This window comes from Mycobacteriales bacterium (assembly GCA_035690485.1).
GTDB lineage: Bacteria > Actinomycetota > Actinomycetes > JAFAQI01 > DASSKL01 > DASSKL01.
In genome coordinates this window covers 57,381-80,900 of the sequence record DASSKL010000060.1, presented here as the reverse complement: position 1 = coordinate 80,900, position 23,520 = coordinate 57,381, and the positions used below count along the sequence as shown (strand labels likewise).

Genomic DNA, 23,520 nt, shown 5'->3' with positions numbered 1-23,520 from the left:
GCGGCGCGGCTCCGACCCGGCCGGTGCTGCCCGACCTGATGCCTGAGCAGCGCTCAGTCGGCGGTGGCTCGCGCCTGCTCTCCGCGCTCGATCCGGTCGCGCTGGGGGACGACGGTGTACTTCGGGTCGTCGGCCGAGGCGAAGCCGGCGTGGAAGATGCCCCACTTCGTGGCCAGCGAGCCGAGGAACAGCGCGGCCCCGGCGGCCCGGGTCAGCGGCGCGGCACGCATCGACGCCACCGCCCCGACCGCGCCGAGCGCGGTCAGCGCCTTGCCCGCCTTGACGTAGTAAGCGCCCTTGTTGCCCTTCTGGTAGGGCTCCGCGACCAGGCCGAGCCGCTTCTCCATGGCTTCGGACGCGACCAGCTCGAGCGCCGCGCCGAGCACACCGAAGGCCCTGGCCGGACCGAGCTGGCGCATCGGGATGCCGTGGTCGGCCAACCCGAGCGCCAGGCCGCCGGCCGCCGCCGCACCCGACCCGGTGAAGACGAACGGCATCTCGCGGTAGCCGCCGTGCCAGGCCGGCACCGCGGTGTCGGCAAGGAGTACGCCGGTGTAGGCGGCCACCGGACCACCGAGGGTCGCCGCGCCCGCGGTCGCGGCCGCGCCCAGCGGAGGTAGGAAGCCCGTGACCGACGACAGTGCCGCGACCCCGGTCGCCGGTCCGTAGGCGGCGAGCAGCCACGAACCCACGCTCATCGGCGAGGTGACCTTGAGGGTGCGGAGCATGTTGAGGAAGCGCGACGGCTTGCCGAGGTCGTGGACCAGCGCCAGCGCCGACAGGCTGATCGCGCCGAGAGAGGCGACCTTGCAGACCTTCGCCAGCTCGCCGCGGCCGCTGAGGTCGGCTCCGGCCGCGAGCATCGATGAGGCGCCGGCGAGCCCGCCGAGGAAGATGTAGCCGGGGATGTCGGGCGCCTCCCACACCGGCGCCTTGATCACCGGCCTGCCGTAGTAGGACGTGAACTCCGCGTCCGGCACCATCTGCTGCTCGGCGCGACCGCGGCGTCGCCGGCCCGGCTTCCGCCTCTCTCCATCGAGGTTGCCGGTCATCGCGTCGCGGTCGGGGCGCACCCCGCGCAGGCCGTCCCTGGTGACGTCGCCGCCGCTCACCGCCGGCCTCCGATGAAGGATGCCGCCGCGGCCAACGCCAGCGTCGCGGCGGCGGCAGCGGCGTGCTTCCACATGTCGGGCAGGTCGCGGGTCGTGACGACCGGGTCGGGCGGCAGGCCGTAGACCTCGGGCTCGTCGAGCAGCAGGAAGAACGCGCCGTCGCCGCCAACCCCGTCGTGCGGGTCCTCGCCGTACAACCGCGCGTCGACCACCCCGGCGTCGTGCAGCTGCTGCAACCGGACCTGCGCGCGGTCGCGCAGCTCGTCGAGCGGGCCGAACTGGATCGAGTCGGTGGGGCAGGTCTTCGCGCAGGCCGGCTCCTGACCGATCTGCAGCCGGTCGTAGCACATCGTGCACTTCCACGCCCGGCCGTCGCCTTCGCGCTGGTCGATGACGCCGTAGGGGCAGGCCGGGATGCAGTAGCCGCAGCCGTTGCAGATGTCCTCCTGCACGACGACGGTGCCGAACTCGGTGCGGAAGAGCGAGCCGGTCGGGCAGACGTCGAGGCAGGCGGCGTGCGTGCAGTGCTTGCAGACGTCGCTGGACATCAGCCAGCGCAGCTGGTCTGAGTCGTGCTGCACGCCGGCGATCTGACCGGCCAGCGGCTTGCTCTGCTCGATGAACGCGACGTGCCGCCACGTGTCGGCACCCAGGCCCTGGGTGTTGTCGTAGGACATGCCGGTGAAGAGCAGCCCATCCTCCGGGACGTGGTTCCACTCCTTGCACGCGACCTCGCAGGCCTTGCAGCCGATGCAGACGGACGTGTCGGTGAAGAAGCCCATCCGCGGCGGGTGGTCGCCGTAGCCGCTGGCACCGGCCGGGTCGGTGTCGCCGTAGAGCGCCTGGCTCAGCGTCTCGCCGTTGCTCAGCCGCACGTCAGACCTCCGTCCCGGTGTTCTCGTCGACGCCGGCGCGGCGTTGGTACTGCAGCACGAGGTCGTTCTTCGCCGGTCCCCGCGGCCGCCGGCCCGGACGGATGTCACAGGTCAGCGCCTTGACCTCCTGGATGTGCACGTTGGGGTCGAGCGCCAGGTGCGCGAGCTCGTTGGCCGAGTCGCCGGTCGAGTAGCCGTTGGGGCCCCAGTGGTAGGGCAGCCCGACCTGGTGCACGACCCGGCCCTGCACCCGCAGCGGCGTCATCCGAGCGGTGACCATCACCCGCGCCTCGATCGCGTTGCGGGCCGTGACGATCGTGGCCCACCCGTTGTGCTCCAGCCCGCGCTCCTCGGCGAGCTCGGGGCTGACCTCGCAGAACATCTCCGGCTGCAGCTCCGACAGGTAGGGCACGAACCGCGACATGCCGCCGGCGGTGTGGTGCTCGGTCAACCGGTAGGTCGTCACCACGTAGGGGTAGACGTCGGTGCCGGGAGAGCCGCCGCTCGGGTGGTAGCGGTTGTCCTTGCGCTTCTGCAGCACCTGGCGCACCGGGTTGCGCTGCTGGCCGTAGAGCGGGTTGTTGAACGGCGACTCCTGCGGCTCGTAGTGCGTCGGCAGCGGCCCGTCGGTCAGGCCCGCGGGCACGAACAGCCAGCCCTTGCCGTCGGCCTGCATGACGAACGGGTCGATGCCGGAGAGCGCCTCCGCCCCCCTCGCCCCTTCGGGCGGGCGGTACGACGGTGACTTGCTCGCGGAGAAGTCCGGGACGTCATGCCCGGTCCACTTCGACTCCTCGTCGTCCCACCAGACCAGCGCCTTGCGCTCGCTCCACGGCTTGCCGTCGGGGTCGGCCGAGGCGCGGTTGTAGAGGACCCGGCGGTTGGCCGGCCACGCCCAGCCCCACTCCGGACCCAGCCAGTTCTGCTCCGATCCCGGCTTGCGCCGCGCCGCCTGGTTGACCCCGTCGGTGTAGACCCCGCAGTAGATCCAGCAGCCGCAAGCCGTCGAGCCGTCCTCGTTCAGCTGCTCGTACGACGACAGCGGGCGTCCCTCGGAGTCCCAGCCGTTGATCTCGGCGAGCACCGCTTCCGCGCTCGGCTCGTCGATCGACCCCTCGACCGGGTAGTCCCACGTGACGTCGAGCACGGGCCGGTCCATCTCGTCGGTCGAGCCGGCGAGCTTGTCCCGGATGATGCGGCCGAGGTGGTAGGTGAACCAGAGATCGCTGCGCGCGTCACCATCGGGCTCCTTGGCCATGTGGTGCCACTGCAGCATCCGCTGGGTGTTGGTGAACGAGCCGTTCTTCTCGGTGTGCGCGGCGGCGGGGAAGAAGAACACCTCGGTCGCGATGTCCTCGGTGCGCATCTCGCCGGTCTCGATCTCCGGCCCGTCCTTCCACCACGTCGCGCTCTCGATGAGCGAGAAGTCGCGAACGACGAGCCAGTCGAGGTTGGCCATGCCCTTGCGCTGCATCTTGTTGTTGGCCGACCCGACCGCGGGGTTCTCGCCGTACAGGAAGTAGCCCTTGCAGACGCCGTCGATCTGCGCCAGCACGGTCTCGTAGGTGCTGTGGTTGCCGGAGATCCGCGGCAGGTAGTCGAAGCAGAAGTCGTTGTCGGGTGTCGCCGCCGCGCCCCAGTAGGACTTCATCAGGCTCACCATGTAGGCCCGCATCTCCGCCCAGTAGCCCTTCTCCGTGCGCTCCGCCGCGATGAACTTGTCGAGGTCCTCGTCGCGGTGGGAGTGCGGCATCGGGATGTAGCCGGGCAGCAGGTTGAACAGCGTCGGGATGTCGGTGGAGCCCTGGATCGACGCGTGCCCGCGCAGCGCCATGATGCCGCCGCCGGGGCGTCCGATGTTGCCGAGCAGCAGCTGCAGGATCGCGGCGCCACGGATGTACTGCACGCCGACCGTGTGCTGAGTCCAGCCCACTGCGTAGACGAACGCCGACGTGTGGTCGCGGTCGGAGTTGTCGGTGAGCGCCCGGCAGACCTTCAGGAACAGATCCTGGGGGACGCCGCAGATCTCCTCGACCATCTCCGGCGTGTAGCGCGCGTAGTGCCGCTTGAGCACCTGGAACACGCAGCGAGGGTGCTGCAACGTCTCGTCGCGCTGCGGCTCGCCCGAGCCGATCGACGCGCCGCCCGAGCCGAACGAATCGCCCTTGGCGTGGTCGGTGCCGACCTTGTCCTCGTACTCCTGGTCGCGCTGGCCGGACGCGGCCTGCACCTCGAGGCCTTCGTACTGCCAGCTGTGGAAGTCGTAGCTGCGCTCCTCGCGGTCGAGACCGGAGAAGACGCCGTCGAGGTCCTCCGTGTCGCGGAAGTCCTCCCGCAGGATGACCGCCGCATTGGTGTAGTGGACGACGTAGTCGCGGAACTCCTTGCCGCGCTCCAGGACGTAGTTGATGATCCCGCCGAGGAAGGCGATGTCACTGCCCGCGCGCAGCGGCACGTGGATGTCGGCGAGTGCCGACGTGCGGGTGTAGCGGGGGTCGACGTGGATCACGGTGGCACCCCGGGCCTTGGCCTCCATCACCCACTGGAAACCCACCGGATGGCACTCGGCCATGTTGGAGCCCTGGATGACGATGCAGTCGCTGTTCTGCAGCTCCTGCTGGCAGGTGGTGGCCCCGCCGCGGCCGAACGACGTCCCCAGACTGGGGACGGTGGAGCTGTGTCATATGCGGGCTTGGTTCTCGATCTGCACGGCGCCGAGCGCGGTGAACAGCTTCTTGATGAGGTAGTTCTCCTCGTTGTCGAGCGTCGCGCCACCCAGCGAGGCGAACCCGAGCGTGCGCCTCGTCCGCTTGCCATCGACCTCCCACTGCCACCCTTCGCGGCGGGACTTGATGACCCGATCGGCCACCATGTCCATCGCCGTGTCGAGGTCGAGCTCCTCCCAGTCGGTCGCGTGGGGCCGGCGGTAGAGCACCGTGTGCAGCCGCGCCGATCCAGTGGTGAGCTGCAGGCTCGCGGCGCCCTTGGGGCACAGCCGTCCCCGGCTGACCGGCGAGTCGGGGTCGCCCTCGATCTGCGTGACCTGCGCCTTGCCGGTCTCGGGGTCGTCCTCGACGTAGACGTTCTGCCCGCAGCCGACGGCGCAGTAGGGGCAGATCGACTTGACGACCTTCGCGGCGCTCTCGGTGCGCGGGGTGAGCTCGGCACTGCGCCTGCTCTTCACGGCGGCGCCGCGACCGAGCGGATCGTCACCGCCGAACTGACGGACGACCGGCCATCCCTCGATCCAGGTGCGGACGCTCACTGTGGCCTTCCCTTCCCGCTGGAGCTCTTGCTTGTCTGCGCTGCGAGGCGCTCGACTGAGCCGTCCTCGCCGGCACGGCTACGGGCTGCCGCCTGCATCTGAGCGTCGGCAGCGGCACGCGCACGCATCCAGCGCTCGACCTCGTCGTTGGTCGTGGGTTTCTGCGGCGGCTGGTTCACCAGCCGCTGGCTGCCGCCCATCATGTACGGCGCGGAGCGCTCCTCCTCGGTGAGCGTGTCACCGCCGTCGGCCGGCACGCCGGTCGCGATCAGGTAGGCCAGTCCCGGGTGCAGCGAAAGCCGCCGGGCCGCCGACTCATAACCGATGCCGGTGTCCAGCAACCGGCGGACCTGCTCCCGCGTGGGCACGGCGACCTCCGTCCGGACAGGGCTGTACGCCGGGCGCGTACCCCGTCTCCCCGCCGGCAACCACGCCACCGCACCCCCGGGAGTTTGTCCCCGAGACCGGCCGGGGAGACGCCGCCCGGGAGGTCCACGATGACGCGGCGGACGCTGGCAGGCCTCGTGGAGGTCGTTGTCTGGTGGGCGCTCATGGTCGGCGTGTGGGTGGTCACGCTGTCATCCGCGCCGCCGATGGAGCTCTACATCTCCGCGGCCGCCGCTCTGCCGTGCGCGTTGCTCATGCCCAAGGTCCGGCGCACGGTCGAAGCCGCCTGGCGGCCCGACTGGCGCTGGCTGCGCTGGTTGCTCGTGCTGCCGTTCTCGATCCTCGCCGACACCGCGCGCCTGCTCGCCACGGTGCTCGCGCACACCGTGACCCGGCGGCCGTTCGAGGGTGAGCTGAGCGAGCTGCGGCTGCAACACCACGACGACCCGGCCCGGGCGTCGGCGCACGCGGCGCTCGCGATGGTGACGGTGTCCACGACGCCGGGCTCCTTCGTGATGGACAGCCGGCCCGAGCGCGAGGCGCTGGTGCTCCACCAGATCGTCGGCGGCCCGCCCGACCTGCAGCGGACGGTGGCGCGGTGAACCCCTGGCTGGCCGCGACCGCCGTGCTCTTGGCGGGAGGGCTCGCGCCCGCGCTGATCCTCGGTTCGCGCGGCAGCTCCGTGCACCGGCTGATCGGCCTCGAGCTCGCGGGCGCCGTCACGACGGTGGCCATGCTGCTGCTGTCGCAGGCCGTGGAGCAGTCGTCCTACCTGATCGCCCCCCTCGTCCTGGCCCTCATGTCGTTCGCCGGGACCCTCGTCTACACCCGCCTCCTGGGGCCGCCGTCATGAGTGTCGAGTCGCTGCTGATCCAGGTGCTGCTGTTCGCCGGAGTGGCCGTCGCGGTGCTGTCGTGTCTCGGGGCGCTGGTCGTCGACGACTTCTACACCCGGCTGCACTTCATCACCCCCGTGACGTCGCTGGCCGCCCCGCTCATCGGCCTGTCACTCGCGATCGACAACGGCCTGGGCCTCACCACGGCGATGATCGTCTTCATCGTCTTCCTGCTGGGCATCACCGGCCCGCAGCTCGAGGCGGCCACCGGCCGGGCGGCCGCGCAGCGAGAGGGGATCATCCCCAAGGAGTCACCCGAGTGACCGGCGGCGGCGACGTCGTCATCGCCCTGGCACTGACGCTGGTGGCACTCGCCGGCACGACGGTCATCATGACCGACGCGCCCGAGCGGCAGGCGGTCACGCTGTCGGTGTTCGGCGTACTGCTCTCGCTGCTCTTCCTCGTGCTCCAGGCGCCCGACGTGGCGCTCAGCGAGATCGGCGTGGGTGCGGCGATCGTGCCTCTGCTGGTGATGCTGACCATCCGCACCATGCGCGGCGGGCGCTGAGGCACGCACATGACCCGTCGTTACCGCATGATGCTGTTCCTCGTCTCCGCCGGGTGTCTCGGCGTGCTCATGGCGATGGCGTTCCTCGCCATGCCGGGGTTCGGGCAGAAGTCACATTTCTACCGAGACCACGCGGTCGCCGCCTCGGTGAAGCACGTGACCGCCAACGTCGTCGAGTCGGTGACGTTCGACCAGCGCGGTCTCGACACGCTCGGTGAGGAGGTGATCCTGCTCGTCTCGGTGGTCGGCGCCGCCGCGCTGCTGCGCCCGTCGAAGGAGGAGGACGAGAAGCGCAAGCTACAGCCCGGCCGGGTGCTCGAAGGCACGCGGCTCATGGGCTACCTCATGCTCGCGGTCACGATGCTGATCGGGATGGACGTGGTCATCCACGGCCATCTGACACCGGGCGGCGGCTTCCAGGGTGGCGTGATCCTTGCCACCGGGATCCACCTCGTCTACCTGGCCGGCAACTACCCGGCGCTGGAGCGGCTGCGGCCGGAGCACGTCTTCGAGGTCGGCGAGGCGGTCGGTGCCGCAGCGTTCGCGATTCTCGCGATGGCGGGGATGATCGTCGCCGGAGCGTTCCTCGCCAACGTCATCCCGCAGGGCGACTCGAGCGCCTTCGGCCACCTGCTGTCTGCAGGCACCGTGCCGCTGCTCAACGTGCTCGTCGGGCTCGAGGTCGCGTCCAGCTTCATCGTGCTGCTGGCGGCGTTCTTCAAGCAGGCACTGGCGATCCGCGGCGGGGCCTCGCCGCAGGGCACCGTGGACCGCGGCGGTGACCGGTGACCTACTACGCCTACTTCGTCTCGGGCTGGCTGATGCTCGCCGGGATGTGGGGCATCGTGCGCAGCCGCGACCTCGTCCACGCGACCGTGTCGCTGTCGGTCGCGCAGGCCGGCACCTACGTGCTGCTGCTCGCGGTCGGCTACCAGAACGGCGCGACCGCACCGGTCTTCGGCTCGACCGAGTCCCCGACGACGAAGGTGGTCGACCCCGTGGTGCAGGCGATGACGCTGACCGACATCGTCGTGTCGGCCGTCGTCACCGCCCTGCTCCTGGCGCTGTCGATCCAGATCGGCAAGCGGCAGGGGACCGTCGACCCCGACGAGCTCGCCGAGCTGAAGGGCTGACGTGCCCGACGTCCCCGCCGGCGACCTCGCGCCGCTGGCCATCGCGCTGCCGATCACGGTGGCCTGCATCCTTGTCGCGATCGGCAAGTTCCTTCCGCACCAGGTCCGCGACGGCATCGCCACGCTCACCACCGCCGGCGTCGCCGGCATCTGCGCAGCCCTGATGACCGCCTCCGCCGGCGGCCGGGTCGTGACCTGGGCGGGCGGGCGGCAGCCGTCCCACGGCTTCAGCGTCGGCATCGTCCTCATCGCCGGCCCGCTCAACGCCGGCCTCGGACTGCTCGCCGCGGCGCTGATGACGATCGCGCTCGTCTACAGCTGGCGCTACTTCGAGGACGCCGCCGCGCACTACCACGTGCTCATGCTGCTCTTCCTGACCGGCATGGTCGGGTTCGCGCTGACCGGTGACCTGTTCAACATGTTCGTCTTCTTCGAGCTCATGGGCGCAGCGGCCTATGCGTTGACGGGGTTCAGGATCGAGGAGCCATCAGCCGTCCAGGGCGGGCTGAACTTCGGCATCATCAACTCGCTCGGCGCCTACCTGTCGCTGATGGGCATCGGCCTGCTCTACAGCCGCACCAGCGAGCTCGGCCTGCCCCAGCTGTCGGAGAGCCTGTCGCACCGACGACCCGACATCCTCGTCGTCGCGGGCTTCGTGCTCGTCGTGACCGGCTTCCTGGTGAAGGCGGCGATGGTGCCGCTCCACTTCTGGCTGGCCGACGCACACGCGGTCGCGCCGGCGCCGGTGTGCGTGCTCTTCTCCGGCGTCATGGTCGAGCTCGGTGTCTACGGCGTCTTCCGGCTCTACTGGGTGGTCTTCAGCGACACGCTGCCGGCATCGGACATCCGCCAGACCTTCATCGTCTTCGGTGCGCTGACCGCAGCCGTGGGCGCGATCATGTGCTTCTCGCAACGCCACATCAAGCGCATGTTGGCCTACTCCACCATCGCGCACGTCGGCCTGTTCCTGATGGCGATGTCGACCCTCGACACCGCCGGCACGACCGGCGCGATGCTGTACGTCGCAGGGCATGCCGGCGTGAAGTCCGCCCTGTTCCTGCTCGCGGGCGTGCTGCTGAACCGTTACGGCAGCGTGGACGAGCGCCAGCTCTACGGCCGGGGCCGCGACGCCCGGCTGATGCCGTGGCTGTTCGTGCTGGGCGCCCTGGCGCTGGCCGCGATGCCACCCTTCGGGACGGCCCTCGGCAAGTCGATCGCGGAGGAGGCGGTCGCCACGTCGGGCTACGCCTGGGCGCCCGCGATGTTCGTGCTCGTGTCGGCGATCACCGGCGGCGCGGTGCTGCGGGCCGGGCTGCGCATCTACTTCGGCCTCGGCCCGAAACCGCACCAGATCGACCAGGACGTCTCGACCAGCGGCGAGGAGGAGGGCACCGAAACCGTAGGCGACGTGACGCTCGACACGGTCCCGATCACGATGGTGGCCGCGATCGTCACCCTGTTGTCGATGGCCCTCGCGACCGGATGTGTGCCCGGGATCGCGGCGGCGGTGTCGAAGGCCGCCGGGCAGTTCACCGACCGCGTTTCCTACGTCGGGCAGGCGCTGCACGGGATGGCCGTCCACCCCCCGCCGCCGGTCCCCGAGGCGCACTGGACCTGGCTGGGTGTCGGGCTCGCCGCGCTGTCGGCGGTGCTGGCCGTCGCCTTCGCGCTGCTCGCCATCTACGGGCACCGGTTGCCGACGCTGCTGCGTGGGGTTCTCCGCTACGCCGAACCCCCGCTGCGGGTGGTACGCAGCGTGCACTCCGGCCACGTCGGCGACTACGTCGCCTGGCTGGCCGCCGGAGTGGTGGGGCTGGCCGCTCTCGTCGGATTCCCGCTGCGCTGAGACTCCGCGGCAGACCCGCCCGCCCAGGCGGCGTTGAACGGCGCGCGGCTCAGAGCCCGTTCGGGGCCGTCTGCAGCCGGTCGTGGACCCGGTCGACGGCGGCGGCGACGGGCCCGAACAGCCGGGCCGCCCACGGTGCCGTCGGCAGGTCGGGGTGCGGCCGGGTCGGCAGCAGCGCCGGTGGGTGGCGCAACTGCTCGGCGATCCGCTGCCGTTCCTCGTCGGGCAGCTCGGTGGACAGCCGTTCGAACAGGGCGTTCTCGAAGTCCAGGTGCTCCCGGGCGCAGGTGAGCAGCCGCGCCAGCAGGTCGTCGACCCGCGGGTCGCGATGGGCGAACCATCGCAGCTTGTCCATCAGCAGCTCGACGTACCGCTTCTGCCGGATCGCGCGAGCGACGAGGTCGTCGCCGCTCACGAGATGGCGGCGGACGGCCGGCCAGAGCGATCGCTCCTTCAGCGTCGCCAGCGCGACGAACTCGCGGCGCAGCCGGCGAAGCAGGATCTGCCGCTGACGCATCTGCGCGCCGTCGATGTGCACCGAGTCCCGTGGCAGCTCGCCGATCGCGACGAGCAGCTCGCGCAGCCTGCGATGACCCTCGTCGAGCGCGTCGACGAGGGCATCAGTCACGGGTGAGCGCGACCGCCGCGGCGCCGGCAGCAGCAGTGACGCCGGTGAACGCGCTGATCAGCGCGCGCCGGTGCATCGACATCCACAGCACCGGGTCGCGGTGGTGCGCCTTGCTGTCGAACGCTCCGTGCGCGCCGCGGTCGGCGTCCTGGTCCTGCGGCTCGAACGTGTTGGCACCCCAGCGCGGCGCGTCCTTGCCGGTCTGCTGGGACTTCACGCCCTGCCAGCCCAGGTAGAGGTCGAGCAGCTTCGGCGCGACCCGCTCGCCCAGGATCGTGTACGCCGTCGAGATGCCGACCCACATGTTGCGCCGCGGGTGCTCGGCGAGGAAGCGGATCGCCCGGGCCGGCAGCTCCGGCTGAAAGATCGGCGGCACCGGCATCGGGTGCTTGGACACCTTGGACAGGTTCCAGTTGAACTGCGGCGTGTTGAGGCCCGGCAGCTGCACCATGCAGAGCTTGACGTTGCTCTTCTCGTGCGCGAGCTCGGTCATCACCGACTCGCTGAAGCCCTTCACCGCGTGCTTCGCCCCGCAGTAGGGCGACTGCAGCGGGATCGAGCGGTAGGCCATCGCGGAACCGACGTTGACGATGACGCCGCGGTCGCGCGGGCGCATGTAGGACAGCGCGGCCCGGGTCCCCCACACCTGGCCGTGGTAGGTGACGTCGGTGAAGCGTTTGTACTCCTCCGGGGTGGTGTCCCAGAACAGCGCCAGCGAGCCGACGAACGCCACGTTGACCCAGACGTCGATCTCGCCGAGCTCGCGCTCGACCTGGTCGGCCGCCGCCTGCACGGCCTCGTGGTCGGCCACGTCGACCTGGATCGGCAGCGCGCGCCCGCCGAGGTTCTCGACGTCTTTCGCGGCGCCGTCGAGGCCGGCCTGGCCGCGCGCGAGGATCGCCACGTCGTAGCCGGCACCGGCGAACTCCCGCACCGTCGCCCGGCCGACGCCGGCGGTGCCTCCGGTCACTACTGCGATCTTGCGGCCATGTGCCGATGCCATGCGCGTGCCTCCCGGTTGCGGAAACGATCCGTTGACTGGCATCTACCCGCCGTACGCCGACATCAACGGCCGGAGCCCTGACGCAGGGGCCGGGAGTTGCGCCATAGTGCGCGCATGAGCATTCTCGGCACCCGCGTCGTGCGCTTCGAGGACCCGCGTTTCCTCACCGTCGGCGGCACCTACGTCGACGATCTGCGCGAGCCGGCCCTCGACGGCGCGGCGCACGTGACCTACGTGCGCTCGACGGTTGCGCACGGTCGGATCACCCACATCGACACCGCCGACGCCGTCGCGGCGCCCGGCGTCATCGGCGTCGTGACGGGCGCCGAGGTCGACCTCCCGCCGGGCGTGGCGCAGCTGATCGGCGTGACGACGGACATGCCGCGGCCGGTGCTCGCGCGCGACCTGGTGCGCTACGTGGGCGAGCCGGTCGCGGCCATCGTCACCGAGAACCGCTACCAGGGCGAGGACGCCGCGGAGCTCGTCTCGGTCGACTACGAGCCGCTGCCCGCCGTCGTGGACCTCGCTGACGCGCTGGCCGGGTCGACGCTGCTGTTCCCCGACACGGGGAGCAACGTCGCGGCGACCTTCGATGACGGCCGCGACGACACGCTGTTCGACGGCTGCGAGGTGGTGGTCAGCGCCGACATCGTCAACCAGCGGGTGGCGCCCGCGCCCATGGAGGTGCGATCGGCCGCTGCCGCGTGGGGCGATGACGAGCGGTTGACGTTCTGGTCCGCCACGCAAAGCGCCCACGGCACGCGGGACCGGCTGCGCGCGGCCTACGACCTGGCGGAGGAGCAGGTGCGGGTGGTCGCGCCCGACGTCGGTGGCGGCTTCGGCGCCAAGATGGGCCGCGACCCGGAAGAGGTGCTGCTCCCGTGGCTGGCGCGGCACTTCGGCCGGCCGATGCGTTGGACCGAGAACCGCTCGGAGAATCTCGTCGGCCTCACGCACGGGCGTGCCCAGAAGCAGACCGTCACGATCGGCGGCCGGCGCGACGGCAGCATCCTGGCCTACCGGCTCGAGGTGGTGCAGGACGCCGGCGCCTACCCGGAGATCGGGTCGTTCCTGCCGTTCCTCACCCGCTGGATGGCACCCGGCGTCTACGACATCCCCAAGGTCGAGAGCCGCGCGGTCAGCGTGGTGACGACGACGACCCCGGTGGCCGCCTACCGCGGCGCGGGGCGGCCGGAGGCGACCGCGGCCGTCGAGCGCGCGGTGGACCTGTTCGCGGCGGAGATCGGGATGGATCCGGCGGACGTGCGCCGGCGCAACCTCGTCGGCTCAGACGCGTTCCCCTACACCACGCGCACCGGCCTGATCTACGACAGCGGCGACTACCGGGCCGCGCTCGACCGGGTGCTCGAGGCGGGCGGCTACCAACGGCTCCGCGACGAGCAGCGGCGGCGGCGCGAGTCCGGCGACACCGTGCAGCTGGGCATCGGCCTGGCCACCTACGTCGAGATCACCGCCGGTGACAGCTACGCCGGCGAGCACGCGCAGGTCGACATCGAGCCCGACGGGCGGGTGCGGGTGCTCACCGGGTCGTCCGCGCACGGGCAGGGGCACGCGACGTCGTGGGCGATGATCGTGGCCGACCAGCTCGGCGTGCCCCTCGATGCGGTCACCGTCATCTACGGCGACACCGACCTGGTGCCGCAGGGCGTCGGGACGTTCGGCTCCCGGTCGCTGCAGCTCGGGGGCACCGCGGTGCACGACGCCGCCGTCTCGGTGCTGGCCCAGGCGCGCGACCTCGCCGCCGACCTGCTCGAAGCCAGCGCCGACGACGTGGTGCTCGACAAGGACAGCGCCCGGCTACACGTCGCCGGCGACGCGAGCAGCGGGCTGTCGTGGTCGGAGCTGGCCGCGGCAGCGGCCGGGCGCGAGGCGGTGCTGTCGGCGTCGTCGCACTTCGTGCCGCAGGGGCCGACGTTCCCGTTCGGCGCGCACCTGGCCGTGGTCGAGGTCGACACCGGCACGGGCAAGGTGACGCTGCGGTCGCTGACCACGGTCGACGACGCCGGCCGGATCCTCAACCCGCTTCTCGTCGAGGGCCAGCGGCACGGCGGCCTGGCCCAGGGCGTGGCGCAGGCTCTCGTCGAGGAGATGCGCTACGACGCCGACGGCAACCCCGTCACGACGAACTTCGCCGACTACGGCATCGTCACCGCCGACCTGCTGCCGAGCTTCGACCTGGTCGACTCCGAGACGCCGACGCCCTACAACCCACTGGGGGCCAAGGGCATCGGGGAGGCCGGCACGATCGGCGCCACCCCCGCGGTCCAGAACGCCGTCATCGACGCGGTCGCGCACCTCGGCGTACGCCACATCGACCTGCCGACGACCTCCGAACGGGTCTGGCGCGCGATCACCGAGGCGTCGGCGCAACGGGGCACGAAAAACGCGTAGCCCCCGGCCCGCGAGGGGCGCAGGGGCTACGACGGTGGTGGTTCAGACGGCGCGAACGTTCTCCGCCTGGGGGCCCTTGGGACCCTGGGTCACGTCGAACTCGACCCGCTGCTCGTCATCCAGGCTGCGGTAGCCGGAACCCGAGATCGCGCTGAAGTGCACGAACACGTCCTTGCTGCCGTCGTCCGGAGTGATGAAGCCGTAGCCCTTCTCCGCGTTGAACCACTTCACCGTGCCCTGAGCCATAACTTCTGTCCTCTCACTGGCTCATGCCCCTGGTGTGGGACCGGGCCGCCCGCGGTGCTTCTCGGAGAGAAACAAAACGCCCGCGGAAAGATCCCGCGGGCGAAACACCTAGGCGAGAACTGCGACCTGCTACCAGCGTAGCCGACCCGGGTCGATCAGGGGAAGAGCGCCGAGCAGGTGGCTTCAGCTGCGGGCGACGACGTTGCCCGCGGCATCGTAGGCGGTGACCTGGCTGACCGTGTCGGGATCCACCGCGACGGCGAAGGCCTTGCCCCCCGTGTCGGCGACCGCGACCGGTGTGACGCTCGCCGCCGAGCCGGCGTCGGTGTCGGCCGTCACCTTGACCACCCGGCCCCCGGTGACGCCGGCGAGCAGCGAGATCGCCCCCGGCCCCGTGCCGGTGCTCAGCGTGTGCACGTCGAGCTGGTCCGAAGGCGGCACCGAGCGAACGCACTGCTCGCCGCGCTGCGAGCCGGCGACGAGCACCAGGCAGTAGCTGCCGTTGCGGGGCTCGGCATAGACGACGTACGACGTGCCGCTGCCGTCGTGCCGCATCACGAGCGTCGCGCCGGCCGGGACGTCACCCGGTGCGGCGCTGGTGGGCGGTGGCAACGTCGGGGCGACGATCGGGTTGGCGGTCATGGTCACGGTGGGGGCAGCACTCGCAGGAGGCGAGGTCGTGGTCGCGGCGGGCGACGAGGCGGCAGTGTGGGTGCCTCCGCTGCTGCCGCTGCACGCGGCAGCGAGTCCGGCCAGCAGCACGGCGGCAGCGGTCAGCGCGCGGTTCACGATCCTCCTCGGGAGCGGTTGCCCTCCCTGCAGTGGACCACGGTCGGTTGCATAGGGTCGCCGCAAAGCCGGGTCGAGAGGTGGGCGTGTCGTGAGTCTGCGCGGACGGGCTTTCATCGCGGGCGCGTTCGAGCACCCCGACCGCGACATCCCCGACAAGTCCACGCCACAGGTGCACGGCGAGGTCGCCCTAGGCGCCCTGGCCGACGCCGGGCTGACGATGGACGACGTCGACGGCTACTTCTGCGCGGGCGACGCGCCGGGGTTCGGACCGCTGTCGATGGCCGACTACCTGGGCCTGAAGCGGCTGTCCTACGTCGACTCGACCGAGATGGGCGGGTCGTCCTACGTCGCCCTGGTCGGGCACGCGACGGCCGCGATCGCCGCCGGCAAGTGCAGCGTCGCCCTCATCACCCTCGGTGGCCGGCCGCGGCAGCGGGAAAACGTCGGCCGGATGCGCGGTGCGACCAACGCGCCCGAGGCGGCGTTCGAGATGGTCTACGGCACGTCGACGATCCCGATGTACGCGCTGGCCGCGCAACGCCACATGTACGAGTTCGGCACCACCAGCGAGCAGCTCGCCGAGATCAAGGTGGCCGCCTCGCTGCACGCGCAGCACAACCCCAACGCCTTCCTGCCCAAGGCCGTGACCGTCGAGGAGGTCCTGCAATCGCGGCTGGTCGCCGACCCGTTGCACCTGCTCGACTGCTGCGTCGTCACCGACGGTGGCGGGGCGGTCGTCGTCGTCAGCCCCGAGGTGGCACGCTCGCTCGAACGACGTTGCGTCAAGGTGCTCGGCCACGGCGAGGCGCCGAAGCACGCCGACAACGGCCGCATCGACCTGACCTACACCGGGGCGCGCTGGTCCGGCCCGCGGGCCTTCGAGGAGGCCGGGGTCAGCCACGCCGACATCGACTACGCGTCGATCTACGACTCGTTCACGATCACGGTGCTGGAGACGATCGAGGACCTCGGCTTCTGCGAGAAGGGTGCGGGCGGGCGGTTCGTCATGGACGGGGCGCTGGTCGCGCCGCACGGCAAGCTGCCGTTCAACACCGACGGCGGTGGTCTGTGCAACAACCACCCGACCAACCGGGGCGGCATGACGAAGGTCATCGAGGCGGTCCGCCAGCTGCGCGGCGAGGCGCACCCGCAGGTGCAGGTGCCCGACTGCCGGATCGCGCTCGCGCACGGCACCGGCGGCTCGCTCGGCACGCGCATGGGCAGCGCCACGCTGATTCTCGGCCAGGAGGACGCATGAGCCTGCCCACTCCGGTGCCGCCGGTCAACCCGGAGACCAAGGCGTTCTGGGACGCCACCGCCGAAGGCCGGCTGCTGCTGAAGCGCTGCACGGCGTGCGGCCACGTCATCTGGTACCCCCGGGCCATCTGCCCCGACTGCCACAGCACCGCCACCGAGTGGTTCGAGGGCAGCGGGCGCGGCACGGTCTACAGCTACACGGTGGCCCGGCGGGGCGAGGGCGCCTACCGCGAGGCGGCGCCGTTCGTGCTGGCCTACGTCCAGCTCGACGAGGGTCCCCGGCTGCTCACGAACATCGTCGACTGCGACCCCGAGACCGTCCGCATCGACCAGCCGGTCGAGGTCGTCTTCCACGACACCGGCGAAGGCCGGGCGCTGGTCCGCTTCCGCCCGCGCGGCTGACCCCCGGCGTGTCCCCGTGTCCTGCTCGCGGGCAACGGGGACGATTCGGTCGTGGATCGGCGCATCGGGCTCGCCCGCACCCTGCTGGTGCTCGCCGTCGCCGTGATCGGCGCAGCGATTGCCGCCATCCTGACGGGCGCGGCCGGCAACGGTGGCGAGAGCAATCCCGCCGGCGCCGGCGGCCCGCTCCCCGCCGCCGGTCCGAGCGCGGCCACCTCGAGCCCCCCGCAGGCGACACAGCCGCCCGCGTCCACCGCCACCCCGGCACCCCAGCCGTCCACCCCCACCACCCCGCCCGCAGCCGCCCCCGCGCCGAGCGACGGCGTCTCGGGAGCCGGCGAACCCGGCGGGCCGCCGGCCGCAGCGCTGACGCCGGTCCCGGGCGGCACGGCCGCGGGCCCGACCGACCAGCTTCCCTACACCGGGCTGTCGCCCGTCGCACCGGCGGTCGCGACGGTGCTCGTCGGTGCGAGCGCCGCGGCGTACCGGCGCAGCCACCAGCACTGACGCGCGCCGCGACCAACCCGATCCGGCAGAATCCGCCGGGTGATCCCGGCTGACGAGCTGACCGTCGACGAACAGGTGGCGCTGCTGGCGGGTGCCGACATGTGGCACACGGTGGCGATCGAGCGCGCCGGCGTACCCGCGCTGCGCATGAGCGACGGTCCCAACGGCGTACGAGGCACGCGCTTCACCGGGCCGGCGTCCGCCTGCTTCCCCTGCGGGGTGTCGCTCGCCGCGAGCTTCGACCCGGCCCTGGTCGAGGAGGTCGGCCGGGCCCTCGGCGACGAGGCCCGGGCGAAGGGGGCGCGGCTGCTGCTCGCGCCGACCGTCAACCTGCACCGCACGCCGATCGGCGGGCGCAACTTCGAGTGCTACTCGGAGGACCCGCACCTCACCGCGCGGATGGCGGTGGCCTACATCCGGGGGGTGCAGAGTCGCGGCGTCGGCTGCTGCGTCAAGCACTTCGTCGCCAACGACACCGAGCACGAGCGGATGACGATCAGCTCGGAGGTCGACGAGCGCACGCTGCGCGAGCTCTACCTGGTGCCCTTCGAAGCGGCGGTGCACGACGCGGGCGTGCGCTCGGTGATGTCGTCGTACAACCGCATCAACGGCACGTACGCCGCAGACCACCGCCGGCTGCTCACCGACCTGCTGCGCGACGAGTGGGGGTTCGACGGCGCGGTCGTCTCCGACTGGTTCGGCCTGCACAGCACGGCACCCGCCGTGCACGCCGGCCTCGACATCGAGATGCCCGGCCCCGGCCGGCACCGCCGCGACAAGCTGCACGCCGCCATCGCCGACGGCGAGGTCGACCGCGACGACGTGTCGAACGCGGCGCAGCGGGTGCTCGACCTGCTGGCCTGGGCGCAGGCCGAGTCCGACCGCGAACCCGGCGACGAGACGACCCGCAACGACCCGCAGACCCGTGCGCTGATCCGGCGCGCAGGTGCCGCGGGCACGGTGCTGCTGCGCAACGAGGGCGGCCTGCTGCCCCTCGACCCCGCGACCTGCGGCCGGGTGGCGGTGATCGGCCCCAACGCCGTTCCCGGCACCCAGCACGGCGGCGGCAGCGCGGCCCTGCGGCCCGAACATCGGGTCGCCCCCCTCGACGGGATCCGCGACCGCGCCCCCGCTGCCGTGCACGAGATGGGGTGCCTGACCCACCGGGCGCTGCCGACACTGGACGACCGCGTGGCCGGCGAGCTACGCGTCACCTACGTCGACGCGCAGGGCGCCACGCTCGGCGGCGAGACGATGGAGCGCGCCCGGTTGCTCTGGCTGGGCGAGCCGATGCCCGGCCTGCCGGCGCAGGGATTCGCGACCCGCATCGACGCGACGATCGACGTGCAGACCGCGGGCACGTGGACGTTCGCCCTGTCGAGCATCGGGCCGGCACGGCTGTTCGTCGACGACCGCTGCGTGGTCGACAACAGCGAGCCGACGCCGGGCGGCACGTTGCTCGGTCTCGGCAGCACCGAGGTCCCCGGCACCGTCGACCTCGCGGAGGGGCAGACCGTCAGCGTGCGGGTCGAGCTACCGCCGAGCGAGCGGCCCGGCGGCGGCGTGACCGTCGGCTGCCTGCCCCCGGTGCCCGACGACCTGCTCGGCCGCGCGGTCGCCGCCGCGCGCGCGGCCGACGTCGCGATTCTCGTCGTCGGCACCGACGAGGAGTGGGAGAGCGAGGGGCACGACCGCCCGCACATGGACCTGCCGGGCGCGCAGGACGAGCTGGTCCGCGCCGTCCTCGCCGCCCAGCCGCGCACGGTCGTGGTGGTCAACGCGGCGTCACCGGTGACCATGGACTGGGCCGACGACGCGGCGGTGCTGCTGCAGGTGTGGTTCCCGGGGCAGGAGCTCGGCGACGCGCTGGCCGACGTGCTGTTCGGCGACACCGAGCCCGGCGGCCGGCTGCCGGTCACGATCCCGCGGCGGCTCACCGACACCCCGGCCTACCTCAACCATCCCGGCGACGCAGGTGCCACCCACTACGCGGAGCGGCTCTACATCGGCTACCGGTGGTACGACGCGCGCGAGATCGAGCCACGATTCCCGTTCGGCCACGGGCTGGGCTACACGACGTGGTCCTACGGCACGCCGCAGCTGGTCAGCGCCGACGGCAGCTGGACGGTCACGGTGCCCGTCACCAACACCGGCACGCGCCCTGGCAAGGAGGTCGTGCAGCTCTACGCGGCCCCGCCGTCCGGCGACCTGCGCCGGCCGGTGCAGCACCTCGCGGCGTTCGCCGCGGTGGCCGCCGACCCCGGGCACACCGTCGAGGCGACGCTGCAGTTCGACCAGCGCGCGCTGCGCGTCTGGGACCCGCGCAAGGCGGGCTGGACCGTGCCGGCCGGTGACTACGAGCTGCGCATCGCCCGGTCCTCACGCGACGTGATCACCACCACATCGGTCACCATCTCCTAGGTCTTTCGGCCCTTTCCGTTCCCGGCCCCCGCGCGTACCTTGCGACGTGAGGCAGCCGCTGGCTGCCGATGCGTGAAGGTGCGACCGGCACGCCCGCAACGGGCCATTCGGCGATCCCGTTCCCCAGCACCGAGTCACCCAGGAGCAGACGATGGGACTTCTCGACAAGGTCAAGGCCCAGGCGGGCCAGGTCGCTGCGCAGGGCCAGGCAAAGCTCGAAGAGGTGCAGGCCAAGCGCCAGGCCGACGCGCTGTTGCGCGCGCTCGGCCACGCCTACTATGCGCAGCAACGTGAAGGTGGCCCTGCCACCGCCGTCAGCGACGCGCTCGCCAAGGTCGACGCACACGTCGCCGAGCACGGCTCGCTCGACGCGGCACCGGCCGCCTCAGCACCCAAGTCCTGACAGCGCGCAGACGCGGCCGCACCGCCCCGGCCGGCGCCTCCGAGGTCGGTGACCGGCGACCCACCAGGCTGCATAAAGTGACCGCATGTATCCCGGAGCGCACGCGGTCACCCACCCGGACAAGCCCGCCGTCGTCATGGCCACGACCGGCGAGACGGTCACCTACCGCGAGCTCGACGAGCGGTCCAACCGGCTGGCCCAGCTGCTGCGCGACCGGGGACTGCGGGCCGGCGACGCGATCGCCATCTTCATGGACAACAACGCCCGCTACCTGGAGATGGCCTGGGCGGCACAGCGCAGCGGGCTCTACTACACCGCCGTCAGCTCGAAGCTGAGCCCGCCGGAGGTCGCCTACATCGTCAACGACTGCGGCGCCAAGGCGTTCCTGGCGTCGAAGTCCCTCGCCCAGGTCGCGACCGACACGCTGCCGCAGATCGCCGAGGCCGAGATCCGGCTGATGACCGGCGGGACCGCCGACGGTTTCGAGTCCTACGAGGACGCGGTGGCGGCCTACCCGCCCGCACCCATCGAGGACGAGGTCGAGGGCGCCGACATGCTCTACTCGTCGGGCACCACCGGCCGGCCGAAGGGCGTCAAGGTCAAGCTGCCCGGTATCCCGGTCGGCAGCGAGCCGGGTCCGCTGACCATGCTGTGCCAGTTCCTCTACGGGTTCGGCCCGGACACCATCTACCTGTCGCCGGCGCCCATGTACCACTCCGCGCCGCTGCGCTTCACCGTGACCGTCACCCGCCTCGGCGGCACGGTCGTGATGATGGAGCGCTTCGAGCCCGAGGACTACCTGGCGGCGGTCGAGCGCTACAGCGTCACCCACTCGCAGGTCGTGCCCACGATGTTCGTGCGGATGCTGAAGCTGCCGGAGGAGACGCGCAAGAAGTACGACGTCTCCAGCCTGCAGTGCGTGATCCACGCCGCCGCGCCCTGTCCCATCCCGGTCAAGCAGCAGATGATCGAGTGGTTCGGACCGATCATCAACGAGTACTACGCGGGCACCGAGGGCGTCGGCTTCAACGCGATCACGTCCGAGGAGTGGCTCGCGCATCCGGGCTCCGTCGGGCGAACGCTGCGGGGCACCGCGCACATTCTCGACGAGGACGGCAAGGAGCTGCCGCCCGGTGAAGCGGGCACGATCTGGTTCGAGGGCGACGCCAGCTTCGAGTACCACAACGACCCGGAGAAGACGAAGTCGGCGTACAACGACGCCGGCTGGGCCACGCTCGGCGACGTGGGCTACCTCGACGACGAGGGCTACCTCTACCTCACCGACCGCAAGGCCTACATGATCATCTCCGGCGGGGTGAACATCTACCCGCAGGAGGCGGAGAACCTCCTCGTCACCCACCCCAAGGTCATGGACGTCGCCGTCTTCGGCGTGCCCAACGAGGAGTTCGGCGAGGAGGTCAAGGCCGTCGTGCAGCCGATGGACCCGGCCGCGGCGGGGCCGGAGCTCGAGCAGGAGCTGCTGGAGTTCTGCCGGGCCAACCTCGCGCACTACAAGTGCCCGCGCACGATCGACTTCGACGAGGAGCTGCCGCGCCACCCGACCGGCAAGCTCTACAAGCGGCTGCTGCGCGACCGCTACTGGACCGGCAAGGAGAGCCGGATCGTCTGACCGGCGCGGAAGAACGCCGACCCGTCGCTCGGGCCGAACGCCCTGGGACGACGTCTCACGGTGACGTCGTCGTCGACGGGCTGGGGCCCGTGCCGTTACCGGCACCGCTGTTGCCGCCACCGTTGTTGCCGCCGCCACCGGTCCCGAGCGAGACGATTGCTGTCGGCGTGGTCTGCGCCGGGGTCGGGGTGGGTGACGCCGACGGAGACGGGCTAGGCGAGGGTGACGGGCTCGGCGACGGCGACGGGCTGGGCGACGGCGACGGGCTGGGCAACTCCGACGTCGGTGGCGGGGACGACGGCGTCGCCGAGGTGGTCACCGGTGTCGGCGGTGGGGTCGTCGGAGCGGGCGTCGGGGTGTCCTTGCCGCCGCTCGTGGCCAGGAAGATCGCCGCGGCGACCGCCGCCAAGGCGACCAGCACGAGCAGCGCGATGAGCCCCGGTGTCGGGCCCCGGCGCGGCATCGGCTCCTCGGTCACGACCCGCCGGGTCACAGGTGGCAGCAACGCCGTCTGGTCGGCCGCGGCGACCCCCGCCGCACCCGCCGCCGCGCCGGGCACGGGCAGCGGCGCGACCATCGTCGTGTCGGCGCCCTCCACGATCGCGCGCAGCCGGCGCTCGACCTGGGCCGCGGTCGGACGCTCGCCCGGTGTGCGTGCGGTCATCGCCGCCAGCAGGTTGCGCCAGGTCGGCGAGAGGTCCGTCGGCACCTCGGGCTCCCGGTTGAGCCGGGCCATCGCCGACTCCATCGGGCCACCCGGGTACTCCCGACGACCGGTCAGCGCCTCGAGCAGCAGCAGGCCGAGCGCGTAGACGTCGGCCGGCGGCCCGACCCGCTCGCCGGCCACCTGCTCGGGGGCGAGGAAGGCAGGCGTGCCGACCATCACGTTGGCCACCGTCTTGCCCGGCGCGTCGACGATCCGGGCGATACCGAAGTCGGTGAGATAGACCCGTCCGTTGCGCCCCACGAGCACGTTGCCGGGCTTCACGTCGCGGTGCACGAGGCCCTGCCCGTGCACGTAGCCGAGGGCAGCCGCAACCTCGGCGCCGTACCACGCGACGTCGGACGGCGGCAGCCGGCCGGCGGCGATCAGCGCGTCGAGCGACTCCCCGTCGACGTACTGCGTGACGATCCACGCGGTGCCGTCACCTTCCGTGCCGGTGTCGAGCACCGCCACCAGGTTGGGGTGGTCGAGACGCGCGAGCGTGCGCACCTCCTCCTGCGCGTCACCGAGCTCGGCCGCCGCGTCGCCGCGGAACATCTTCAGCGCCACGTCACGAGCGAGCCGGGTGTCGCGGGCGCGCCACACGTCGGCCACCGCGCCCTGACCGATCAGCTCGACCAGCCGGTAGCGCTCGCCGACCACGCGTCCCTCGTCCTGCACGCGCCCCATACCAACACATCAGCGCCCGAAGGCGTCGGACCGGCCACGTGCGCGCCGCCGCCTCCCGGTTGCTCGCGCGAGCGGCCGGGAACGCCGGAACTGACGAAGGAGGGTCAGCCATGCCGAACAGCTCGATCAAGGACGAGGAGCAGTACCAAGCGCTGCGCCGCGAGGGAGCCAGCAAGGAGAAGGCCGCACGGATCGCCAACTCCTCGGCCGGCCGGGGTCGCTCGGCGACCGGCCGCAAGGGCGGCAGCAGCGGTTCCTACGAGGACTGGACGAAGGGCGACCTCTACGACAAGGCCAAGGAGGTCGGCATCGACGGCCGCTCCCGGATGAGCAAGGGCCAGCTGATCGACGCGCTGCGCAACCATTGACCCGACAGGCCACAATGTGGGTTCTCCGCAACGACTG

Annotated in this window: 24 protein-coding genes; 15 read left to right on the top strand and 9 right to left on the bottom strand. The window is 71.7% G+C overall.

Annotated elements, in window-relative coordinates:
• Nucleotides 1-53 precede the first annotated feature (53 nt).
• The 4 genes from nrfD to VFJ21_08190 all read right to left on the bottom strand — a co-directional run bounded on the left by nrfD (nucleotide 54) and on the right by VFJ21_08190 (nucleotide 5,620).
• Nucleotides 54-1,112: an NrfD/PsrC family molybdoenzyme membrane anchor subunit gene (gene nrfD / locus VFJ21_08205; protein HET7407099.1), complete on the bottom strand. Its 1,059-nt coding sequence runs from the start codon at nucleotides 1,110-1,112 to the stop codon at nucleotides 54-56.
• The gene (locus VFJ21_08200; GenBank protein HET7407098.1) at nucleotides 1,109-1,894 is read right to left on the bottom strand and encodes a 4Fe-4S dicluster domain-containing protein; all 786 of its coding nucleotides are present in this window, start codon (nucleotides 1,892-1,894) and stop codon (nucleotides 1,109-1,111) included. The genes nrfD and VFJ21_08200 overlap by 4 nt, the downstream gene beginning before the upstream one ends.
• A 94-nt stretch (nucleotides 1,895-1,988) precedes the next feature.
• Nucleotides 1,989-5,252, bottom strand: a complete 3,264-nt coding sequence (fdh, locus tag VFJ21_08195; GenBank protein HET7407097.1) for a formate dehydrogenase — start codon at nucleotides 5,250-5,252, stop codon at nucleotides 1,989-1,991.
• Entirely contained in the window at nucleotides 5,249-5,620 is a 372-nt protein-coding gene (locus VFJ21_08190) for a hypothetical protein (GenBank protein ID HET7407096.1), read from the bottom strand. Before VFJ21_08190 ends, fdh begins: the two co-directional genes overlap by 4 nt.
• 129 nt (nucleotides 5,621-5,749) lie before the next feature.
• Here VFJ21_08190 and VFJ21_08185 point away from each other — a divergent pair, with 129 nt between their 5' ends.
• Genes VFJ21_08185 through VFJ21_08155 form a run of 7 tightly spaced genes read left to right on the top strand, consistent with a single transcriptional unit; the run spans nucleotide 5,750 to nucleotide 10,021 of the window.
• Nucleotides 5,750-6,241, top strand: coding sequence for a Na+/H+ antiporter subunit E (locus VFJ21_08185; protein ID HET7407095.1), 492 nt, complete (start codon nucleotides 5,750-5,752; stop codon nucleotides 6,239-6,241).
• Nucleotides 6,238-6,492 carry a monovalent cation/H+ antiporter complex subunit F gene (locus VFJ21_08180; GenBank protein HET7407094.1) on the top strand — a complete coding sequence of 85 codons (255 nt, stop codon included), beginning with the start codon at nucleotides 6,238-6,240 and terminating at the stop codon, nucleotides 6,490-6,492. The genes VFJ21_08185 and VFJ21_08180 overlap by 4 nt, the downstream gene beginning before the upstream one ends.
• The gene (locus VFJ21_08175) at nucleotides 6,489-6,797 is read left to right on the top strand and encodes a monovalent cation/H(+) antiporter subunit G (GenBank protein ID HET7407093.1); all 309 of its coding nucleotides are present in this window, start codon (nucleotides 6,489-6,491) and stop codon (nucleotides 6,795-6,797) included. Before VFJ21_08180 ends, VFJ21_08175 begins: the two co-directional genes overlap by 4 nt.
• A complete protein-coding gene (locus tag VFJ21_08170; protein HET7407092.1) occupies nucleotides 6,794-7,042 on the top strand; it encodes a DUF4040 domain-containing protein in 249 nt (82 codons plus the stop codon). The genes VFJ21_08175 and VFJ21_08170 overlap by 4 nt, the downstream gene beginning before the upstream one ends.
• A 9-nt stretch (nucleotides 7,043-7,051) precedes the next feature.
• Nucleotides 7,052-7,831: a hydrogen gas-evolving membrane-bound hydrogenase subunit E gene (gene mbhE / locus VFJ21_08165; GenBank protein HET7407091.1), complete on the top strand. Its 780-nt coding sequence runs from the start codon at nucleotides 7,052-7,054 to the stop codon at nucleotides 7,829-7,831.
• Entirely contained in the window at nucleotides 7,828-8,175 is a 348-nt protein-coding gene (locus tag VFJ21_08160; protein ID HET7407090.1) for a cation:proton antiporter subunit C, read from the top strand. The genes mbhE and VFJ21_08160 overlap by 4 nt, the downstream gene beginning before the upstream one ends.
• 1 nt (nucleotide 8,176) lies before the next feature.
• The gene (locus VFJ21_08155; protein ID HET7407089.1) at nucleotides 8,177-10,021 is read left to right on the top strand and encodes a complex I subunit 5 family protein; all 1,845 of its coding nucleotides are present in this window, start codon (nucleotides 8,177-8,179) and stop codon (nucleotides 10,019-10,021) included.
• Between the two features lie 49 nt (nucleotides 10,022-10,070).
• Here VFJ21_08155 and VFJ21_08150 read toward each other — a convergent pair whose 3' ends face one another.
• Together VFJ21_08150 and VFJ21_08145 are read right to left on the bottom strand one after the other, a co-directional pair.
• Nucleotides 10,071-10,649 carry a hemerythrin domain-containing protein gene (locus VFJ21_08150; GenBank protein ID HET7407088.1) on the bottom strand — a complete coding sequence of 193 codons (579 nt, stop codon included), beginning with the start codon at nucleotides 10,647-10,649 and terminating at the stop codon, nucleotides 10,071-10,073.
• Nucleotides 10,642-11,652, bottom strand: coding sequence for an SDR family oxidoreductase (locus VFJ21_08145; protein ID HET7407087.1), 1,011 nt, complete (start codon nucleotides 11,650-11,652; stop codon nucleotides 10,642-10,644). Before VFJ21_08145 ends, VFJ21_08150 begins: the two co-directional genes overlap by 8 nt.
• Before the next feature lie 114 nt (nucleotides 11,653-11,766).
• On the opposite strand from VFJ21_08145, the gene VFJ21_08140 reads away from it, so the two are divergent.
• On the top strand, nucleotides 11,767-14,064 hold the full coding sequence (locus VFJ21_08140) for a xanthine dehydrogenase family protein molybdopterin-binding subunit (protein ID HET7407086.1): 2,298 nt from the start codon (nucleotides 11,767-11,769) through the stop codon (nucleotides 14,062-14,064).
• 42 nt (nucleotides 14,065-14,106) lie between these two features.
• Here the strand turns inward: VFJ21_08140 and VFJ21_08135 are convergent, their stop codons facing one another.
• Both VFJ21_08135 and VFJ21_08130 read right to left on the bottom strand, forming a co-directional pair.
• Nucleotides 14,107-14,310, bottom strand: a complete 204-nt coding sequence (locus VFJ21_08135; GenBank protein HET7407085.1) for a cold-shock protein — start codon at nucleotides 14,308-14,310, stop codon at nucleotides 14,107-14,109.
• 183 nt (nucleotides 14,311-14,493) lie between these two features.
• Nucleotides 14,494-15,099: a hypothetical protein gene (locus VFJ21_08130; protein HET7407084.1), complete on the bottom strand. Its 606-nt coding sequence runs from the start codon at nucleotides 15,097-15,099 to the stop codon at nucleotides 14,494-14,496.
• A 91-nt stretch (nucleotides 15,100-15,190) separates the two neighbouring features.
• On the opposite strand from VFJ21_08130, the gene VFJ21_08125 reads away from it, so the two are divergent.
• The 6 genes from VFJ21_08125 (at nucleotide 15,191) to VFJ21_08100 (ending at nucleotide 21,722) form a co-directional block, all read left to right on the top strand.
• Nucleotides 15,191-16,360: a thiolase domain-containing protein gene (locus VFJ21_08125; GenBank protein ID HET7407083.1), complete on the top strand. Its 1,170-nt coding sequence runs from the start codon at nucleotides 15,191-15,193 to the stop codon at nucleotides 16,358-16,360.
• Nucleotides 16,357-16,761 carry a Zn-ribbon domain-containing OB-fold protein gene (locus VFJ21_08120; protein HET7407082.1) on the top strand — a complete coding sequence of 135 codons (405 nt, stop codon included), beginning with the start codon at nucleotides 16,357-16,359 and terminating at the stop codon, nucleotides 16,759-16,761. Before VFJ21_08125 ends, VFJ21_08120 begins: the two co-directional genes overlap by 4 nt.
• Before the next feature lie 51 nt (nucleotides 16,762-16,812).
• Nucleotides 16,813-17,268: a hypothetical protein gene (locus VFJ21_08115; protein HET7407081.1), complete on the top strand. Its 456-nt coding sequence runs from the start codon at nucleotides 16,813-16,815 to the stop codon at nucleotides 17,266-17,268.
• A 39-nt stretch (nucleotides 17,269-17,307) separates the two neighbouring features.
• The gene (locus tag VFJ21_08110; protein ID HET7407080.1) at nucleotides 17,308-19,689 is read left to right on the top strand and encodes a glycoside hydrolase family 3 C-terminal domain-containing protein; all 2,382 of its coding nucleotides are present in this window, start codon (nucleotides 17,308-17,310) and stop codon (nucleotides 19,687-19,689) included.
• 151 nt (nucleotides 19,690-19,840) lie between these two features.
• Nucleotides 19,841-20,092: a hypothetical protein gene (locus VFJ21_08105; GenBank protein HET7407079.1), complete on the top strand. Its 252-nt coding sequence runs from the start codon at nucleotides 19,841-19,843 to the stop codon at nucleotides 20,090-20,092.
• Nucleotides 20,093-20,177: 85 nt separating this feature from the next.
• Nucleotides 20,178-21,722, top strand: coding sequence for an AMP-binding protein (locus tag VFJ21_08100; GenBank protein ID HET7407078.1), 1,545 nt, complete (start codon nucleotides 20,178-20,180; stop codon nucleotides 21,720-21,722).
• A 55-nt stretch (nucleotides 21,723-21,777) separates the two neighbouring features.
• On the opposite strand, the gene VFJ21_08095 is transcribed toward VFJ21_08100, so the two are convergent.
• A complete protein-coding gene (locus VFJ21_08095) occupies nucleotides 21,778-23,115 on the bottom strand; it encodes a serine/threonine-protein kinase (GenBank protein HET7407077.1) in 1,338 nt (445 codons plus the stop codon).
• A gap of 110 nt (nucleotides 23,116-23,225) precedes the next feature.
• Here VFJ21_08095 and VFJ21_08090 point away from each other — a divergent pair, with 110 nt between their 5' ends.
• Nucleotides 23,226-23,483, top strand: a complete 258-nt coding sequence (locus VFJ21_08090) for a Rho termination factor N-terminal domain-containing protein (GenBank protein ID HET7407076.1) — start codon at nucleotides 23,226-23,228, stop codon at nucleotides 23,481-23,483.
• Nucleotides 23,484-23,520 lie beyond the last annotated feature (37 nt).

Excerpts from the sequence above, each read along its gene's own strand:
- VFJ21_08175 (HET7407093.1), top strand. The coding sequence starts at position 6,489 with ATGAGTGTCGAGTCGCTGCTGATCCAGGTGCTGCTGTTCGCCGGAGTG.
- VFJ21_08140 (HET7407086.1), top strand. The coding sequence starts at position 11,767 with ATGAGCATTCTCGGCACCCGCGTCGTGCGCTTCGAGGACCCGCGTTTC.
- mbhE (HET7407091.1), top strand. The coding sequence starts at position 7,052 with ATGACCCGTCGTTACCGCATGATGCTGTTCCTCGTCTCCGCCGGGTGT.
- VFJ21_08120 (HET7407082.1), top strand. The coding sequence starts at position 16,357 with ATGAGCCTGCCCACTCCGGTGCCGCCGGTCAACCCGGAGACCAAGGCG.
- VFJ21_08185 (HET7407095.1), top strand. The coding sequence starts at position 5,750 with ATGACGCGGCGGACGCTGGCAGGCCTCGTGGAGGTCGTTGTCTGGTGG.
- VFJ21_08135 (HET7407085.1), bottom strand. The coding sequence starts at position 14,310 with ATGGCTCAGGGCACGGTGAAGTGGTTCAACGCGGAGAAGGGCTACGGC.
- VFJ21_08200 (HET7407098.1), bottom strand. The coding sequence starts at position 1,894 with ATGGGCTTCTTCACCGACACGTCCGTCTGCATCGGCTGCAAGGCCTGC.
- VFJ21_08100 (HET7407078.1), top strand. The coding sequence starts at position 20,178 with ATGTATCCCGGAGCGCACGCGGTCACCCACCCGGACAAGCCCGCCGTC.
- VFJ21_08095 (HET7407077.1), bottom strand. The coding sequence starts at position 23,115 with ATGGGGCGCGTGCAGGACGAGGGACGCGTGGTCGGCGAGCGCTACCGG.
- VFJ21_08145 (HET7407087.1), bottom strand. The coding sequence starts at position 11,652 with ATGGCATCGGCACATGGCCGCAAGATCGCAGTAGTGACCGGAGGCACC.
- VFJ21_08090 (HET7407076.1), top strand. The coding sequence starts at position 23,226 with ATGCCGAACAGCTCGATCAAGGACGAGGAGCAGTACCAAGCGCTGCGC.
- VFJ21_08105 (HET7407079.1), top strand. The coding sequence starts at position 19,841 with ATGGGACTTCTCGACAAGGTCAAGGCCCAGGCGGGCCAGGTCGCTGCG.